At 41.6% G+C, this 18,477-nt stretch carries 16 protein-coding genes; 12 read left to right on the top strand and 4 right to left on the bottom strand.

Going from position 1 to position 18,477, the window contains the following annotated elements; all coding sequences use genetic code 11:
• Positions 1-23 precede the first annotated feature (23 nt).
• The 5 genes from napG (at position 24) to AACW90_RS00420 (ending at position 3,461) form a co-directional block, all read left to right on the top strand.
• Positions 24-827 carry a ferredoxin-type protein NapG gene (gene napG / locus AACW90_RS00440; protein ID WP_195705672.1) on the top strand — a complete coding sequence of 268 codons (804 nt, stop codon included), beginning with the start codon at positions 24-26 and terminating at the stop codon, positions 825-827.
• The gene (napH, locus tag AACW90_RS00435) at positions 827-1,699 is read left to right on the top strand and encodes a quinol dehydrogenase ferredoxin subunit NapH (protein ID WP_390229353.1); all 873 of its coding nucleotides are present in this window, start codon (positions 827-829) and stop codon (positions 1,697-1,699) included. Before napG ends, napH begins: the two co-directional genes overlap by 1 nt.
• Positions 1,689-2,123 (top strand): nitrate reductase cytochrome c-type subunit, encoded by a 435-nt coding sequence (locus tag AACW90_RS00430; protein WP_275136892.1) that lies wholly within the window; start codon positions 1,689-1,691, stop codon positions 2,121-2,123. The genes napH and AACW90_RS00430 overlap by 11 nt, the downstream gene beginning before the upstream one ends.
• 8 nt (positions 2,124-2,131) lie before the next feature.
• Complete coding sequence (gene napC, locus AACW90_RS00425; protein WP_390229351.1) at positions 2,132-2,713, top strand: cytochrome c-type protein NapC; 582 nt, start codon at positions 2,132-2,134, stop codon at positions 2,711-2,713.
• A 418-nt stretch (positions 2,714-3,131) separates the two neighbouring features.
• Entirely contained in the window at positions 3,132-3,461 is a 330-nt protein-coding gene (locus tag AACW90_RS00420; protein ID WP_195705669.1) for a hypothetical protein, read from the top strand.
• Between the two features lie 6 nt (positions 3,462-3,467).
• On the opposite strand, the gene AACW90_RS00415 is transcribed toward AACW90_RS00420, so the two are convergent.
• Positions 3,468-4,610 carry a diguanylate cyclase domain-containing protein gene (locus tag AACW90_RS00415; protein WP_390229348.1) on the bottom strand — a complete coding sequence of 381 codons (1,143 nt, stop codon included), beginning with the start codon at positions 4,608-4,610 and terminating at the stop codon, positions 3,468-3,470.
• Positions 4,611-4,913: 303 nt separating this feature from the next.
• On the opposite strand from AACW90_RS00415, the gene AACW90_RS00410 reads away from it, so the two are divergent.
• Entirely contained in the window at positions 4,914-7,274 is a 2,361-nt protein-coding gene (locus AACW90_RS00410) for a Lon protease family protein (RefSeq protein WP_390229346.1), read from the top strand.
• 94 nt (positions 7,275-7,368) lie between these two features.
• Here the strand turns inward: AACW90_RS00410 and AACW90_RS00405 are convergent, their stop codons facing one another.
• The 3 genes from AACW90_RS00405 to AACW90_RS00395 all read right to left on the bottom strand — a co-directional run bounded on the left by AACW90_RS00405 (position 7,369) and on the right by AACW90_RS00395 (position 11,111).
• Positions 7,369-8,118 carry a PilZ domain-containing protein gene (locus tag AACW90_RS00405; protein WP_390229344.1) on the bottom strand — a complete coding sequence of 250 codons (750 nt, stop codon included), beginning with the start codon at positions 8,116-8,118 and terminating at the stop codon, positions 7,369-7,371.
• A 232-nt stretch (positions 8,119-8,350) separates the two neighbouring features.
• Complete coding sequence (locus AACW90_RS00400) at positions 8,351-10,036, bottom strand: glycoside hydrolase family 13 protein (RefSeq protein ID WP_390229342.1); 1,686 nt, start codon at positions 10,034-10,036, stop codon at positions 8,351-8,353.
• A 34-nt stretch (positions 10,037-10,070) separates the two neighbouring features.
• Complete coding sequence (locus AACW90_RS00395; RefSeq protein ID WP_390229340.1) at positions 10,071-11,111, bottom strand: LacI family DNA-binding transcriptional regulator; 1,041 nt, start codon at positions 11,109-11,111, stop codon at positions 10,071-10,073.
• A gap of 282 nt (positions 11,112-11,393) precedes the next feature.
• Between AACW90_RS00395 and AACW90_RS00390 the strand changes: the two genes are divergently transcribed.
• From AACW90_RS00390 to AACW90_RS00365, 6 genes are all read left to right on the top strand, one after another.
• Positions 11,394-12,743: an ABC transporter substrate-binding protein gene (locus AACW90_RS00390; protein WP_390229338.1), complete on the top strand. Its 1,350-nt coding sequence runs from the start codon at positions 11,394-11,396 to the stop codon at positions 12,741-12,743.
• Between the two features lie 259 nt (positions 12,744-13,002).
• Positions 13,003-14,013: a carbohydrate ABC transporter permease gene (locus AACW90_RS00385; protein ID WP_390229336.1), complete on the top strand. Its 1,011-nt coding sequence runs from the start codon at positions 13,003-13,005 to the stop codon at positions 14,011-14,013.
• A complete protein-coding gene (locus AACW90_RS00380) occupies positions 14,014-15,177 on the top strand; it encodes a carbohydrate ABC transporter permease (RefSeq protein ID WP_390229334.1) in 1,164 nt (387 codons plus the stop codon).
• A gap of 21 nt (positions 15,178-15,198) precedes the next feature.
• Positions 15,199-16,290 carry an ABC transporter ATP-binding protein gene (locus tag AACW90_RS00375; RefSeq protein ID WP_390229332.1) on the top strand — a complete coding sequence of 364 codons (1,092 nt, stop codon included), beginning with the start codon at positions 15,199-15,201 and terminating at the stop codon, positions 16,288-16,290.
• 523 nt (positions 16,291-16,813) lie between these two features.
• Positions 16,814-17,305, top strand: coding sequence for a MarR family winged helix-turn-helix transcriptional regulator (locus AACW90_RS00370; protein ID WP_390229330.1), 492 nt, complete (start codon positions 16,814-16,816; stop codon positions 17,303-17,305).
• A gap of 157 nt (positions 17,306-17,462) precedes the next feature.
• On the top strand, positions 17,463-18,446 hold the full coding sequence (locus AACW90_RS00365) for an ABC transporter substrate-binding protein (protein ID WP_195705659.1): 984 nt from the start codon (positions 17,463-17,465) through the stop codon (positions 18,444-18,446).
• Positions 18,447-18,477: the final 31 nt, after the last annotated feature.

Below are 18,477 nucleotides of genomic sequence, written 5' to 3'. Positions count from 1 at the left end.
TTGTTGTTATGGAGCAGTAAAGAATGAAAATCTTACATTCTTTGCCATCTGCAAGTAGAAGGCGTTTCATGCGAGACGCCATTCGAACAGCGGTTGGAGTTGGTGCCGCAACGACAGTACTTGGGTTGCAAACCACACAAAGTAAAGCCGCTAATACGTCTGGTGTGCCTATTCGGCCACCCGGTGCATTAGCAGAGCAAGAGTTTTTAAACGCTTGCTTACGATGTGGTTTGTGTGTCCAAGCGTGCCCTTATGACACCTTAAAGCTGGCGACAATGTTGTCTCCAGTGGGAACTGGAACACCTTATTTCACCGCGAGAAATATTCCGTGTGAGATGTGTGACGATATTCCCTGTGTGGTTGAGTGCCCTAGTGGTGCTCTTGATAAAGGGCTCACCGACATAACGAAAGCGAGAATGGGAACCGCCGTTCTCATAGACCATGAGACATGTTTGAATTGGCAAGGGTTACGTTGTGATGTTTGCTACCGAGTATGTCCATTGATTGATGAAGCCATCACGCTAGAGCCAATACGTAACCAACGTACTGGTGTACATGCAAGTTTTATCCCAACTGTAGTGTCAGATAAATGTACTGGTTGTGGTAAATGCGAACAAGCATGTGTGCTTGAAGAAACGGCAATCAAGGTTGTTCCAATCGCGTTAGCAAAAGGTGAATTAGGTCACCACTATCGCTTAGGTTGGGAAGAGAAAGCGAAACATGGCGGTGAAAGTTTGATTCCAGAGCAACTCGATTTACCAAATCGTAAACCCCTTGGTAATCCAGATGGTATTAATCCAGATGGCATTAATAAAGGAGGTTTGTGATGGCAATGAAACCTAAGAGTGTAAAAAATCTGGCAAAAGATGCAGGTAAAGAAGCAAGAGAAAAGTTCGGTTGGTGGAGTGCCTATCGATTCTTAATCTTACGTCGACTGTGTCAGCTTTCGGTAATTGGTCTGTTTATTATGGGTCCAACGTGGGGTGTATTGGAAGGGAATTTATCTTCTAGCGTGTTGCTAGGTACGGTTCCTATGTCCGACCCTTTATTATTGCTTCAAACGATGGCAACAGGTTATTGGCCTGAAACTACAGCGATTCTCGGCGGGATAGTTGTTGCAGGGTTTTATGCTATCGCAGGACCAAGAATGTTCTGCGGATGGATATGCCCGATGAATCTGGTAACAGATTTGGCCGCATGGATAAGAAGAAAAACGGGACTTAAAGCAAGTTATCAATGGCCATCTTCACTACGCTATTGGTTATTAGCAGCAATCCTAATTGGTAGTGCTGTATCAGGCACGCTTTTATGGACATGGTTAGACCCAGTATCAGCCCTTCACCGAGGTATTATTTTCGGATTTGGTGCGGGTTCTGTGTTAATCCTTCTAGTGTTTCTTATTGACTTGCTCTTGGTTGAGCATGCTTGGTGTGGTCACTTATGTCCGTTAGGAGCCACTTATGGTGTTATCGGTCGCTATAGTCTAATGCGCGTCACTGCGACCAACAGGGAGCAGTGCAATAACTGTATGGACTGTTACAACGTTTGTCCGGAACCAAAAATATTACGGCAACCGTTGAAAGAGGGCGACAGGAAAATCATGAGTCAGGATTGTATTTCATGCGGTCGATGTATTGATGTCTGTGCTGAGAAAGTATTCGAATTTAGAATAAGAACTGGAGCTAAATATGAAGAGTAAGTTTGTCGTGTCTGCAATGCTGGCGGCTTTTGTAAGTACGGCAGCATTCGCCGAAGTGACATCACTTCGCGGCGATCAGAGTATAAGCGATAATAATGAGGTATCTACTATTAAGCAGTTACCCAAAAAACAAGATAAGTTGGCGTTGGATTATGTAAACCAACCACCACTTATCCCACACTCAACGGTTCAAGTGCAACTGAATGTAAGTAATAACGGTTGTCTCGAGTGCCATGATGTGAGTACTTATCGCAAAACTGGAGCGCCACGTGTGAGTCCAACTCACTACATGGATCGTGATAACAAAATGTTGACTGATGTAGCGCCACGCCGTTATTTTTGTCTGCAGTGTCACGTAACACAAGTTGACGCGAAACCTCTGGTCGCTAATGATTTCAAACCAGCTGGTAAATTTGGCCAGTAGGGGGCGGTATGGGAATGATTAAACGCCTATGGGCGTGGTTTACCAAGCCGAGTCATTTGGCTCTTGGAACACTTTTAACGGTTGGTTTCATTGCGGGTATTATCTTCTGGGGTGGTTTTAACACCGGTATGGAGATGTCAAACCAAGAAGAATTTTGTATTGGTTGCCATGAAATGGAAGATAATGTATATCAAGAGTACTTAGGTACCATTCACTATTCGAACCGTTCTGGTGTTCGTGCAACCTGTCCGGATTGTCACGTACCGAAAGAATGGGTTCCAAAAATGATCCGTAAGATCCAAGCAAGTAAGGAGCTATACGGGAAAGTTTTTGGTGTTGTCGACACACGTAAAAAGTTTGAAGAACATCGTTTTGAAATGGCGACGCGTGAATGGGCCCGAATGAAAGCTAACGACTCTCAAGAGTGTCGTAACTGTCATAACTTTGAGTACATGGATTACGTAGAGCAGAAACCTGTAGCGGCGCAAATACATAATTTGGCGGAAGAACAAGGTCAAACTTGTATCGATTGTCACAAAGGTATTGCTCATCAGTTACCGAAAGGACATAGCATTAAGAAAGAGTTTTAATGTTGCCTTGTTAATAAAATGGCACCCAAATGGGTAATGCCGTTCGCTTAAGAAAAAGTATTCGTCGTCATTCCCGTGAAAACGGGAATCTGGGTGGGTTTAGATCCCCACTTTCGTGAGGATGACGGAGTTTGATGTCTTAAGTTAACAGCATTACACCCAAATGGGTGCCATTTTTATGTTATCTCAAGCTTAGTAAGTTTGTGAGCAATATGAATACCTTTCCGCTGAACACTCAAAACGTCCTCGTGCACGTAGTAATGTGCTTCAATGCTTATTGACACCCGACTCATTGTATCAACAATGCTTTTTACTATTTCTTGGCACCATATTAATATGGTGTCTATCTGTAACATGACTTTGCTTGTGATTGGCGTCTATACTGTAAGTTATAGATAACTTTTTAAGGGAGGAATATATGGCTGTTACACGCATGCATACTGACCCTGGTAAACCCTATGATCCAAATAAGGAACTTACCAATAACCAACGCAAGCGCTTTTCCGATGTGGCGAATAAGGCTGAAGAGAAAAGGGAGCAGCGCGAGTTATATGATGCGGTCATTCATCCTGAGAAGTTGAGAGCTAAAGCGATCGCTCAAGCTAAAGCTCAACAACAACAGGCACAGTTAGAAAAATCGCAACGGAAGATAAAGGTACCAGAGCTTTCTTTTTGGAGAGTGTTGATGTGGTCTATTACGTTGGGTGTGTTTTGGGTTTGGGTACTGTTTATGTTTCCAAGTAGCTAACCATGGTTAAACAATATTGAGTTTAACGATTTTCTTCTCTGCTTGGTCATTTTGCGAGGAATGATAGAATCGATAACGATTTTTACCTGAATTTTTAGCGCTATACATCGCCTTATCGGCACATCGTATCAGGTCTTCTAAATTGTCTGCATCTTGCTTATATAAGGCAATTCCAATACTAAACGTAAGATGGGCGGCCAATTCTGTTTGATTGAGTTCGTCATCAAACAGAATATTGATCCTATGCACGATTCGCTGTATGTCATCAAGCGTTGGTACGTCATGCAATAAAATCATGAATTCATCACCTGCGTAACGAGCAATAGAGTAATCATCTTTTTGGGTTATGCGGTCAGCGGCTCTCATATTACTGATGATACGCTTAGAAAAAAGCTGTAATAGTTTGTCACCGCTATCGTGACCGTATGTGTCATTGATGTTTTTGAAGTTATCAATGTCCACAAACAGTAGTGCGGTAATACTATCCTGCGAGTCTGCTATTTTTAGTTTCTCTTTTGACCATATTTCAAAACTCCAGCGATTCGCTAAGCCCGTTAATCTATCTCGGTAGGCGAGTTGGTCAATACCTTCTTGATAAAGACTTTGCAGATAATCGGATGCGTTTTTATAGCCATAATTTGAAATAAGCGCAATAAGGCAGAGAGTGAACATGGACAATAAAAAAGCGGTTTCTGATAGGTTTTGTAACGAAAAATAGTCGACAGAATTGGTTGCGTTGAAAGCCAATATTGCTGCTGTCACTATAAAAAAGACAACAGTGTAGATGATGGCAGCTTTAAACTCATTGATCATTAGAATGGCAGCGACAATAGGATAGACCCAAAAAATGGTGCCATTGGGTTCAGCAATATTGATAAACGCATTCAAAAGCACGGCTACAGAAGGGACAAGCGGACTATGTTGGATATTCTTGACCACCAAGAGATAAACAATGTGCATAGAGCAAAATAAAGCGGCAATAAGATTAAACTCTGCTATCAGTTCTTTTCCTGCAATATAGTTTACGATGCTGTACGGATAGAGAAGGACTAGAGCAATAGAAGAAAAGGTGATCAACAGTTTCTTCTTTCTTGATTGGCGAATATCTGCCATTGCTTCGAGTTTAATTCCTATTAGTTGATCACGCATATTATCTGCTTCTTGGACCTTATATAAACAGATAATATTGTAGTGAATTTTGGGTGAAATTGGTCTTATTTCAAGTGAACAAACTGTGACCAATGTCGTCTTGTTACATATTTTTTGAAGCAGCATCACATTTAAAATATGTGTTAACACTGATCTTTTTTATCTATATTGACGGCTATCTAAGTTAAATTGATGCAATATTAACCACTTAGAGCCCAATTGTTGTGTAACGCACTAAAATGTAATGAAAAAGCATCTACACTGAAAAGATATCTATTACACAAATTGTCACAGGAGGTGATTATGCCAATAACTCCACTGCATTCTTCTCAACTTTATCATGTAGCAACGCTAGAAAAGTTGCCTTGCAAGTCGACCAAGGAGTTACCACCTTTAGATGAAATAGTTGGGCAAGAGAGAGCGCAGAAAGCGGTTGAATTCGCGATGTCTATCAAAGACAAAGGGTACAATATTTATGCTATAGGTCGAAATGGATTAGGCAAGCGCACCATGATATTGCGATATTTGAATCGACACCAACATGAGATTAACTCGTTGTTTGATTGGTGTTATGTCGCTAATTTTAAAGATATTCGGACACCCAAAGTACTCAAACTCCCAATTGGTATGGGGAATAAATTTAAGCACGATATCGAAAAGTTGATGGAGAAGTTAATTAAAGCAATCCCGTTGGCTTTTGATAATGAAATGTATTTCACGAGGGCTGAAAAATTAAAAAGTCAGCTTGCAAAAAAACAGGAAAGTGAGCTAGAAAATATTAGTAAAATCGCCAAAGAGAAGAATATCAGCTTAACCCTTACTACGCAGGGGGACTACCAATTTATAGCGATGGATGGCGAAAAAGAACATACTGAAGAAACGTTTGATGAATTAACAAAAAAAGATCAGGACCAGTTTGGTAAAAACATTGATGCCTTAGAGATACAGCTTCGATCTATGGTTCGCCAATTGACTGAATGGGAAGAGACATACAGCGAAAAAATTCAAAAATTGAATGATGACGTCACGTTAGATGTAATTACTCACTTCATTAAGGCCCTTAAAAAAGAGTACGCGAGATTCAGCGAAATTAAGAAATACCTAACTGATTTACAAAAAGATATCGTTGAGAATGTTGAGATATTTTTGGAGGAAAGTGATGAGCAAGGTGAAATTGCTGCTGCTTCATTAGACAAGAAGCTCCCTCGTCGATACAAGATCAATGTTCTGGTCAGCCAAAGTGCTGATGCTTTTCCTATCATTGTTGAAGAAAATCCTAATTACCATTCTATATTTGGTTATACAGAAACCGCGACGTTCAAAGGGACTGTGTTTACTGATTTTTCATTGATCAGAGCGGGCAGTTTGCATCAGGCGAACGGCGGTGTTTTGTTGATGGATGCTATAAAAGTGTTGGAGCAACCATATGTGTGGGATGGATTGAAGAGAGCACTTCGATCCAAGCAACTGAGTTTTACTTCACTAGAAAAAGAGGTGACGCTGACGGGTACCGTTTCGCTCGATCCAGAGCCTATCCCACTGGATGTAAAAATCATTCTGTTTGGCGATTATCGGACCTATCAGTTACTGCAACATTATGATCCAGAGTTTAGTGAGTTATTCAAAGTGACCGCGGATTTTGAAGACGAAATGTCACGGACTCCTGACTCGGAACTGCACTACGCACGATTTATATCCAGTATTGTTCGTGACAATAATATGCTCCATTGCGATAAAAAGGCGATGGGCAGAATTATTGAATACAGTTCACGTAGCGCAGGGGATCAAAATAAGCTGTCGCTTCATTCTGCTCACATTGCTAACTTGTTGAGAGAATCTAATTATGTGGCGAGAAATGCGCGTTCAAACTTGATCCGCGCTAACCATGTAGAGAAAGCTCTTGATAATCAGAAGATGCGTGTCAGTCGCTTGCAAGATGATGTAATGGAAAGTTTTGTTAATGGTACAACCCTTATTCGTACTGAAGGTGAAGCCGTTGGTCAGGTTAATGCTCTATCCGTATTATCAACCAGTGATTACATGTTTGGTGCCGCCAATAGAATAACCGCAACGACATCTTATGGTGATGGTGAAGTTATTGATATTGAAAGGAATGTTGATTTGGGTGGTAGTATTCATTCCAAAGGGGTACTAATTTTGTCTGCTTATTTGGCCTCTGTGTTTGGTAAAACTGCAAAGGTTCCTTTGACGACTAACATTACTTTTGAACAGTCTTACGGTGGTGTCGATGGTGATAGTGCTAGTATGGCTGAGTTTTGCGCGGTGGTTTCAGCCTTTTCTAAACAGCCTAATCGGCAGGATATTGCGATTACAGGTTCTATGAATCAGTTTGGTGAATCACAACCTATTGGTGGTGCCAACGAGAAAATTGAAGGTTTCTTCGATGTTTGTCGAGTGAAAGGACGCTCTCGAAATCAGGGGGTAATTATCCCTAAGTCGAATATTCATAACCTAATGCTACGTAAAGACATTGTACAAGCCGTCGATAAAGGGGAGTTTTTCATCTGGGCCATCGATCATGTGTCTGAAGCAATAGAGCTATTTACTGGTAAACCTGCGGGAGAGCCAAGCGAAGAGGGAAGCTATCCAATAAATACTATATTTGGAATCGCTCAAGCTAAATTGAATGCTCTGCGAAAATGATGCGATAAATAGTAAAATCTTAGGGTGATGTGTATCAACTCGTTACCATCAACCTAAGCCTTTATTTTATTTATTACTGTTACAGATTAAGTTATTACAATTTTAGGGTAAGTTTGACACCATCGAATTTAAGCAGACCCAGCAAACTCTTAACGTGGGTCGTACCCGTTTCATTGAACTTAAGTCCATATTTAGCGTAGTGCATAGAAGATTGTAAGTTGCATATAGTGCCGTACAGCGGAAGCAGCTTGACCTTAGAGTTTGGCGGTGTGCTGATATTGATCATGACCTCTTCACCGACATCATATTTCTTCCCTAGAGGGCTAGTAATGAATCGACATCCACCTTTAGATAGATCCCTTACTTCACACTCAACTTTAGTCTGACCAACCTCTGCGTGAGCTCTAAGTGCTACATCGTACCTTGGCTCTTTTCTCAGCTGGTTGATTTTCATCATGCCGGGAATAGAAACCAAAATAATCGGGATAGGCTCTTTAAGAATATGCATGATCTGCGTGCGAAAATAGATAAGAGCACCTTCTCCCTTTTGAGAGATAGCCCTGATATTCATCCAGAAACCTTCTTGGAAGAAATAGTCTTGATCCTCTTCGGATATACTTGGAATCTCCATGAGGATAAAGTTATCTGAGTGGGTACCGACGAACTTGGTCTTACCCATATATTTGATGCCAACAGGTGTCGTCAAATTAATAGTAAGTTCACTACCGTGGTCGACCATATCAATAGCATCAGTACTATTAATCGTACTTTCATTGCCATCGATAGCCGGCGGTTCTTTTACATCTATTTTATGTTGTCTTTTTTCTGAACGTTGAGCACTCACTTAATCGACTCCTGAGTGTGTATACTTGTTGAAGCTTATCATTCCTATTATATGAATAATAAAGATTATTGTTAGTGTTGCAACTCACTTTTCAAAACATGGACACACACACACGTTTGATTGAATGATTTGTGATCTCGCCGTCGACCATGAAACTAATAGCGTTGGTGTGAGGCGTCAATGCTCTGGTATGAATTCACCATGCTAATGACTTCCTCACTAGAGCTACGTGTTATTCAACGCTGAAGATATACGCTTGGTAAGGGTTAAGCGTGATCTTTTGTATCGATTCACATTCATCAGAGTAATTGTTGATGATAACCTTTTTAAGTTGGTAGTCGTAATGTCGTATTTGATGTTCATCAGTGAAATTGGCAACGATAAGTAGTGTTTTACCATCATAAAAACGAAGAAATGCATACACATCAGTGTCATTTTCGTCAAGTAATTGGTGTTTACCGTATACGATAACATCACTATATTTGTCACTCTGACGCAGCGCGATAAGTTTACGATAATGATGAAATATAGAGTTCTCATCATCTGTTGACTGTTCAGCATTGATATCAACATAATTCTCATTCATCGCCAACCAAGGTGTTCCTGTTGTAAACCCAGCATTCGTCTCTTTATTCCATTGAAGTGGGACTCTGGCGTGGTCGCGAGAGAAGTAATTTAGGAAATCGAGCGCGTCTTGTTGCGAAATACCGCTGTCCAACATTTTTTGATAATGGAATTTTGCCATTAGATCGTCGTATTCATCAATGTTAGCAAAGAACTTGTTGGTCATTCCTAACTCTTCACCCTGATAAATGTAAGGCGTCCCACTCATCATGTGAAGCACTGTGCCTAGCATTTTGGCGCTAATGATACGGTACTCGGGACTATCATTTCCGTAGCGTGAAACAGCACGTGGTTGGTCATGATTGCTCCAATATAAACTGTTCCATCCTTTTTGATAAAGGTCATTCTGCCATTTAGACATAATGGATTTAAACTCAACTAAATCAAAAGGCTTTCGCACGGCATTGTGCTCTTCTCGATCGATACTCATGTGCTCAAAATGAAATATCATGCTCATTTCATTTCGATCTGGATGTGAGTAATACCGACCATCTAACGTAGTGGTAAATGGTGTCTCACCAACGGTGAGTACATCATAATGTGAGAGAACTTTTTCGTGCATTTCACGCAGGTATTGATGAACGAGAAGGTTGTTAGACCAATGTTCCCAACCAGCGACGCCAGAATCAAAAATGGTTGCATCGGGATAGTCTGATGGTTTCCCAATCATATTGATAACATCCATTCTAAAACCACCGAGCCCCTTCTTAAGCCAGAAATGCATCATGTCATAGATTGCATCGCGTACATTGGGGTTTGCCCAGTTAAGGTCAGGTTGTTTCTTGCTAAAAAGATGGCAATAGTACTGGCCACTATTTTCATCAAAGCTCCACGCTTTGGGTGTAAAGAAAGACTCCCAATTGTTTGGCTCACTGTCATCTTTTTTAGGATCTTTCCAGATATACCAATCGCGTTTAGGGTTATCTTTACTGCTCTTGGATTCAATAAACCAAGGGTGTTCGTCGGACGTATGATTGGCAACCAAATCCATAACGATCTTGATGCCACGGACCTGCGCTTGTGCGATAAGGTTGTCCATATCCGCCATGGTGCCAAACTCTGGAGCAATCTCCATGTAGTCGGAAATATCGTAACCGTTGTCGTCCATCGGCGATTTGTATACTGGACTCAACCAAATGACATTGGCCCCTAGCAGCTTGATGTAATCGAGTTTTTCAATAATGCCTGGGATGTCACCGATACCGTCCCCGTTTGAGTCGTTAAAACTACGCGGATAGATCTGATAAACAACGGCATCGTGCCACCAACGTTTTTCGAGTTGTTCGTTACTCATGGGTACTTACTCCTTAAGCAGGCGTTTGATTAGATTAGCTGCTGTGACGATTTACTAGCTGGAACGGTAGCTCAACAGATTCATATGGAATGAGGTTTAGCGCCATCTGTGCGGCCACTCTTCCTTTTTCAGATAGGGGTTGCGAAATGGTTGTCAGACCTTTCTCTTTTGCTTCTGGAATACCATCAAAACCGACAATCTTTAATTCGTCTGGGATAGTTAATTTTAGCTCATGGGCGATGTCTAGAGCGGCCAACGCAATCTTGTCACTCATACACAGAAGAACGTCAACATGATCTGGTGCGGTAAGTGCACCTCTTAATATGGTTTTCAAGGATTCCGGTTCTAAGTGATGAATCTGCCAAACATCTTGCGTGGTTAACTCATGACCAATCTCCGCAAGTGCTTCTCTATAACCTTCGAATCGACAGCGTGAGATTGATTCATCGCTTGTGTAAAGGCTATCGAAGTTCGCGAGCGAAAGCGATAAAGAGGGTTCGAGTCGCAGACCCAAAATAAGTGTTTTGTGTCGGCTGTCCTTAAGTGCGTGACAAGCGATGTCATACGCCGCTTTTTTATTATCAATGCCGACGGACGGGGTGTTTTCTAAAGTGAAATCAACGGTAATTAATGGTTTACCTTGGCGTTGAATACGTTCGATTATACTGGAATCTACTGGCCTTCCGTACACAATAAAGCAGTCTGGGATCGTTTCAACTTGCGTACTTTGATAATTTTCGGCGTTGGAAGGCAGCAATAACATATTAACGTGCTGCGCATCTAGGGTTTGAGAGATACCGGCTAGAAATTCCGTCGCAACGGGGTCGGTAAAGTTGAAAGAAAGACTATCCGCCAATAAAACCCCAATCACCCCTGTTTTTCCTGTGCGTAAGCTTCGAGCGGTTAAGCTCGGACCGGTATATCCCAGCTCATCACATTGACGCAGAATTTTGTCTCTTAAGGCAGCCGATAGTTGATCTGGACGGTTGAACGCATTTGAAACGGTGGCGGTTGAAACGCCAAGCTTTGCCGCGACAATCTTAAGCGTTGGTTTTTTTATGTTATTCGCTTTCATGTTGCTTTCCCAATTTCGTCGACCTAAAGTTTAGGTACAATGGGATTCTAGAACGATTAAGTAATATTTAGAAATACGATTGTTGTATTATTCATGGTTAGTTTGACCCTTGTCACGAATTGCTCGTAATATCACCAAATTATATGATCTATTTAGCAATTATTGACTGAAAGTTGGTCGGTTATGTAAATGCAGTCTACTGTACTTGAATGGACTTAAACGATTAAGTCTTAACGTGAAGACAAAAGAATAATAGTAACTAAAGACATGGAGTTCGAACCAATGAAAACTACTCTACTAATGAGCGCAGTGGCTCTGGCGATACTTTCCTCATCTGCTATGGCTGCTGATCTTAAGTATGCACCAGGAGATGATGGTCGCTTTAGCTGGTCAAGCTACGACTACTTAAAGAAAGTGGATCTGCAAGGTGAAGTTATTACTATCCGCGGCCCTTGGTTGGGTCCAGATAAAGAATTAGTGCAAAGTGTCATTGCCTATTTTGAAGCAGCGACTGGTGCTGATGTTCAATACGCAGGCTCTGATTCTTTCGAACAACAAATTGCGATTGATGTACAGGCAGGAAGTGCGCCTAATATCGCTATTTTCCCGCAGCCTGGTTTGGCCGCTGATCTCGCTTCTAAAGGGTTTTTAACACCTTTAGAGCAGAGTTGGGGACCATGGATCAAAGACAATTATGCAGCAGGTACTTCATGGGTTGATCTAGGTACCTTTGCTGATAAACAGGGAAAAGACCATCTATATGGTTTCTTTTATAAAGTCGATTTGAAATCTCTAGTTTGGTATGTGCCAGAAAACTTTGAAGATGCGGGTTATGACGTTCCAGAGTCTATGGAAGAATTAAAGGCATTAACAAAGCAGATCGTTGCCGATGGAGATACACCTTGGTGTATCGGGTTGGGTAGTGGAGGCGCGACGGGGTGGCCTGCTACTGACTGGGTAGAAGATATGATGCTACGTACTCAATCACCGGCTGACTACGATGCATGGACAAAAAATGAACTTAAATTTAACGATCCTAAAGTGATCGCAGCCATTGATGAATTTGGCTGGTTTTTAAACGATAAATATGTCGATGGTGGTTCTCGTGCTGTTGCGGCAACCGACTTCCGTGATAGCCCTAAAGGCATGTTTAGCTCTCCGGCTAAGTGTTACTTGCACCGCCAAGCGTCGTTCATACCGAGTTTCTTCCCTGAAGGGACGACATTGGGTGAAGATGCAGACTTCTTCTACTTCCCAGCTTATGAAAGTAAAGATCTTGGTAAGCCAGTTCTTGGTGCTGGAACAATGTGGAGCGTGACCAAAGATTCAAAAGCAGCGAGAGAATTTATGAAGTTCCTTCGTTTACCAATTGCTCACGAAATATGGATGGCACAGTCTGGATTTTTGACTCCGTTTAAAGGTGCAAATCTTGATGCGTACGCAAACGAGGCACTGAAGAAACAAGGTCAGATTCTTCTTGGTGCAACGACATTCCGTTTTGATGGCTCAGACTTAATGCCTGGTAAAATTGGAGCAGGGTCATTCTGGACGGGAATGGTTGATTACAGTGGTGGCAAATCGTCTAAAGAGGTTGCAGACGAAATCCAAAATACTTGGGATGCAATTAAGTAATTTATTGGAATAATTGGCGGGTGCATTTGTATTTAATGTTGTTCGATTAACACACGTATTTATACAGTCGTTGTCATCTCGTGTAAAGCGGGTATCCACGTGGTGTTAGGTTCCCAGATTTGCGGGAAAAACGAAGTTAGGTTGTTTAAACGTTCGGCATTGCGTACATCTGTACCGGTTGAATCTCCACTATGATTAAGTATCAAATCGTTGGAAATTCTCCCCAATTTGGTTTTCTGTTTTCTTTAGTGAGGCTGTTATGGATCAGTTATATTCCTCCCTCTTTATCATGGTCCTCGGTGTTACTGGCTGTGTATTTTACTTTTTTGGTAGCAACATAGTACTGAATTTGATATTTCCGACTCACGGTGTTTCCAATATGCAAATGGCGAAGAATATTCGTCTAGCTGCGTCGGTGCGGCCTTGGTTATTCCTTGGTCCGGCATTAAGTTTTTTAGGATTGTATCTTGTTTACCCCGTATTTGATTCCCTTATGCTTTCATTAAGCGATAGATCAGGAGAGGATTTTGTCGGCCTAAAAAATTATATGTGGTTAGTGAATGACCGAGAATTTCGTGAGTCTCTCTTTAACAATCTTCTGTGGTTACTCGTGGTGCCAGCGGCCTCTACATTTTTTGGTCTTGTTATCGCAGCAATGACCGACAAAATCAGTTGGGGTAACATTGCCAAGAGCTTGATCTTTATGCCGATGGCTATTTCCTTTATAGGCGCATCAATTATCTGGAAATTCGTATACGATTTCCGCGCTGAAGGATCCGAGCAGATTGGTATATTGAATGCAATAGTCGAATATTTTGGTGGGACACCGCAAGCGTGGATAACCATTCCTTTTTGGAACAACTTCTTTTTAATGGTCATTCTTGTTTGGATTCAGACGGGTTTTGCAATGGTTATTTTATCTGCAGCACTTCGTGGAATTCCAGAAGAAACGGTTGAAGCGGCCGTACTAGATGGTGCGAATGGTATCCAGATTTTTTTCAAAATTTTGATTCCTCAAATTTGGGGGACGATAGCGGTTGTTTGGACAACGATCACGATAACGGTATTAAAGGTATTCGATATTGTGCTAGCCATGACTAATGGCCAATGGGACACACAAGTATTGGCCAATATGATGTTTGATTGGATGTTTAGAGGCGGTGGTGACTTCGGAAGAGGTGCCGCTATTGCAGTGGTGATTATGCTCGCTGTTGTACCCGTTATGGTGTGGAACATTCGCCAAGCCAATGCGCAAATGGAGGGTCGTTAAATGTCAGGTGCAAAGCTTAGCCTCAGTAAATTAAGGCGCTCTCCGTTAACGATTTTGGTACACCTGTCTGTTCTGCTTATCGTGGTTTTATGGACGCTGCCAACGGCAGGGCTTTTGATTTCTTCTTTTAGAGACAAAGATCAACTCGCGATATCAGGCTGGTGGACGGCATTGTCGGCCTCGGATCAAAATCTCATTGGACGCACTGCACATCCGGACACTCAGGTGCAAGAAAATGGTGTCTATCTTTTGACAGGATCGATTGGCGAAGATGGCAAAGATGTTGATGTGAGGATGTTCGGTTGGACATCTAAAGCTCCGACGGCGTATCTTCCAGGGGCATTGGCGCCCATGCGTAAAGGTCAAACCCTTACTGTAAGTGCGACTGGTCAGTATACGATGACATCGCCAGAGCCCTTTACGGGGTCTCGTGGAAAACGGGTTTTCTTTACCGCCAATATCCCACCTAAATTTAGCCTAGATAACTACCGTGAAGTACTTACCTCGGAGGGAATTGGCCAGTCATTTATAAACTCACTGACGGTGACTATTCCGGCGACTGTCATTCCTATTCTCATCGCTGCGTTTGCTGCATATGCATTGTCGTGGATGCGCATGCCCGGTCGTCCATTGCTGATAGCGCTGGTTGTTGGTTTATTGGTGGTACCTTTGCAGATGTCACTGATACCGTTGTTACGTTTGTATAACGACATAGGTGCTTTTTTTGGTGTGGGAGCAAAGACCTATCTTGGTATATGGCTGGCCCATACCGGGTTTGGTTTACCGCTAGCTATTTACCTTTTGAGAAACTATATCTCAAATCTACCGAAAGAGATCATTGAATCTGCACGTGTAGATGGTGCGACAGACTTTGAAATATTTGTTCGCATTGTATTGCCATTGTCCTTTCCTGCGTTGGCATCATTCTCTATTTTCCAGTTTTTGTGGGTGTGGAATGACCTGTTAGTCGCAACGGTATTTTTGGGAAATGGCGAAAATGAGCTGGTGCTGACAGGTCGGTTAAGAGAGCTGTTAGGTTCCCGTGGTGGTAACTGGGAAATTTTAACGGCGTCAGCATTTGTCTCTATCGCGGTACCTTTAACCGTGTTCTTTAGTTTGCAGCGTTACTTAGTACGTGGCCTTCTGGCTGGTTCAGTGAAATAATTGATTTAAGAGAAGAATTCAATGAATGGTTTAAAACTAACAAATATTAAAAAGGCCTACGGCGAAACTGAAGTTCTTCATGGTATCGACTTAGAAATCGATATTGGTGAGTTTATTGTTTTCGTTGGTCCATCCGGCTGTGGTAAATCGACTTTATTGCGAATGATTGCAGGGCTAGAAGATATCACGGATGGTGACTTAGAAATCGAAGGAGCGGTAGTTAACGACCTACCTGCGGCTATGCGTGGTATTGCTATGGTATTTCAAACCTATGCGCTTTACCCTCACATGACGGTCTATGACAATATGGCTTTTGCGATGCGAATTGCCAAAGAATCAAAAGAGGATATTGATCAAAGAGTGACGTCCGCTGCCGAAATGCTGCAACTGACGGAATACTTAGGTCGTCTACCTAAAGCACTTTCTGGTGGGCAAAGACAGCGTGTTGCAATAGGTCGAGCTATTGTCCGTAATCCCAAGGTATTTCTATTTGATGAGCCTCTATCTAATCTTGATGCCGCGTTAAGGGTTCAAACTCGTATAGAAATAGCCAATCTAAAAGAGAAGATGCCAAAAACAACCATGATCTATGTAACACATGATCAGGTTGAAGCAATGACGCTTGCAGACCGAATTGTCGTATTATCTGCGGGTCGAATAGAGCAAGTAGGCACACCTTTAGAGCTTTATACTAATCCGGCGAATGTCTTTGTTGCGAAGTTTATTGGTTCTCCTTCCATGAATATTATTAAGTCCGATATTATTGCTGGGGGTGAAATGGGTAAAATTAGGTTTGATAATAAAAGAGAAACTGATTACGCATTCCCTGTTCCTACTCATTTAGTGGGCACAATTGGACAATTGGGTATTCGACCAGAAGATTTTGAGTTAGCAACTGAGAATGAAGCTTTTGTCTCAGGTACCGTTCTTTTTGTTGAGTCGTTAGGAGAGGTGACACAACTTCACATTAATGTGCCAAATCATGAAGACGCCATTGTGATAAAAATACCGGGTATTAATGATCTACATAAAGGTGAAATTGTGCATTTGAAAGCGGCGGCAGACAAAATACATCTGTTCAATACCGATGGTATATCCGTTCGATATCTATAGCTAAATTATTAGGTTGGTGTGTTGTCCTAAGATAGGTTGATGAATTTTATATTAGAGCCAGTGGGGTACGCCCTGCTGGCTTTTTTTAGTCGCTATCCTTGTAGATACAGCAGTTTTTGCTACCAGTACTGTGTTGCTTGTCTCTGGTTCAATGTGATGCCGACGAGTGGTGGTTTTATGAAACAGTCATACTAATCATTCGTGTACATTGTATTTTTATCTGACATTTTTCGTGTATGTCACTTGCTTACGTTATTATCGCTACCAAATGGTTCAATTGCCTTCGCATTTTTATAATTTTTCTGACTGAATATCCTGTTAATGCACGTTGTGGCTCCGTTTTAGCTGCTAAAGTGTATTATAAATAGTTCGATTACAAATCATTACAGGTCGTTGCATCGGTTACCTTAAGCTTAATTTAAGGCGCATTATGGCATTTTCTTTTATCAACGCTTTTCAAGTTGTATAAAGTCAGTTATTTTCGCTGTAGTTTTGGATGTCCCTATTATTACGGAGTTACGAGTTGGAAAAGCATGAAGAAGTTTTGGTTTCACTGAGACAAATTATTAGAGCGATTGATTTGCACTCAAAAAAATTGAGCAAAGAGTCGGGTCTTACTGGCCCACAATTGATACTCATGCGTTCGATTAGAGAGTTAGGTGAAGTGACTATTAGGCAATTGTCCACTCATACTAATATGAGTCCAGCTACCGCGACAACTATACTTGATCGATTAGAACGAAATGGGCTAGCAGAGCGCATACGTAGTACGACAGACAAACGTAAAGTTCATGCGAACCTTACTGCAAAAGGGGCTGAGTTACTTAGTCATGCTCCGTTGCCCTTGCAAGAGAGCTTCATCAATAAATTCCATAGCTTAGATGAATGGGAGCAAAGTTTATTGCTGTCTTCAGTACAGCGCATAGCAAGTATGATGAATGCGGAGTCATATGATGTGGCGCCTGTATTAGAACTGGGTAATATCACGGATCCAGAAGTAACAATTGAAAAATAAAATTTTCATTAATCGTGATATTTTTGCAGTAATCGCCCCTTTTTTTCAGTGAATTATAACTACCTTTGAAATGCAAATACCTCTAATCATTTGAACACTAATCAAATTGTAGGTATGCTATTCAGCCTAATTAGGGAATATTTTCAAAGGAATTGTTATGAAACTGAAACTTGCTGCGCTCGCTTTACTTGCTAGTGCCAACGTATCTGCTAGTGAGTGTGGGAGCGTAACTATCGCCGACATGAACTGGAGTTCTGCTAGCTTAATTGCCAATGTAGATAAGTTTATTTTAGAAAATGCCTATGGTTGCGATGCGGAATTGATTCCCGGTGATACCATGCCTACGACAACATCGATGATCGAAAAAGGGCAACCAGATATAGCGCCTGAAATATGGGCTAACTCGGTAAAAGAAGCGGTTGATGCCGGTGTTAAAGAAGGTCGATTGGTCTTCGCTGGCCCATCATTAATTGATGGTGGTGAAGAAGGTTTCTGGGTGCCAAAGTATATGGTAGAGCAATACCCTGAACTTAAAACCATCGAAGGTGTTAAAAAACACGCCGCATTATTTAAGCACCCAGAAAATAAAGATGTCAGTGGCTTTTATGGCTGTCCAGCCGGTTGGGGTTGCCAAATTTCAGCGTCGAATTTATTTACAGCACTAAAACTGGCGGATGCTAATTTTGAATTGATTGATCCAGGTTCTGCTGCTGGTCTTTCAGGATCAATTGCAAAAAGTTACGAACGTAAAGAAGCTTGGTTTGGATATTATTGGGCTCCTACTGCCATTCTCGGTAAATATGAAATGGTTAAAGTCGATTTCGGTGCAGAGGTTAATGAAGCTGAGTACTTTAGTTGCACAACAATCGAAGGTTGCGAATCGCCTAAAGTTACATCTTATCCTGCATCCCCTGTCTTCACGGTCACCTCAACAGAATTTTCTAAAAAGAACCAACCGGTTATGGAGTATTTAGAAAAACGTGGATTTAAAAACTCTGATATGAACAAACTTCTAGCATGGATGGAACAAGAACAGGCAGATTCAGAAGATGCCATGTTCTACTTCTTTGAAAACTATCCGACGGTTTGGAAATCTTGGTTGTCTACGGAAGCGGCTGAGAAAGTAGCAGCAGCGCTGTAATTAGTTAATATTTAAAAATAAAAAGAGTAAC

It is taken from the genome of Vibrio frigidus (genome assembly GCF_042465995.1).
In the GTDB taxonomy this organism is placed as follows: Bacteria; Pseudomonadota; Gammaproteobacteria; order Enterobacterales; family Vibrionaceae; genus Vibrio.
This window is presented reverse-complemented; position numbering and strand designations above follow the sequence as displayed.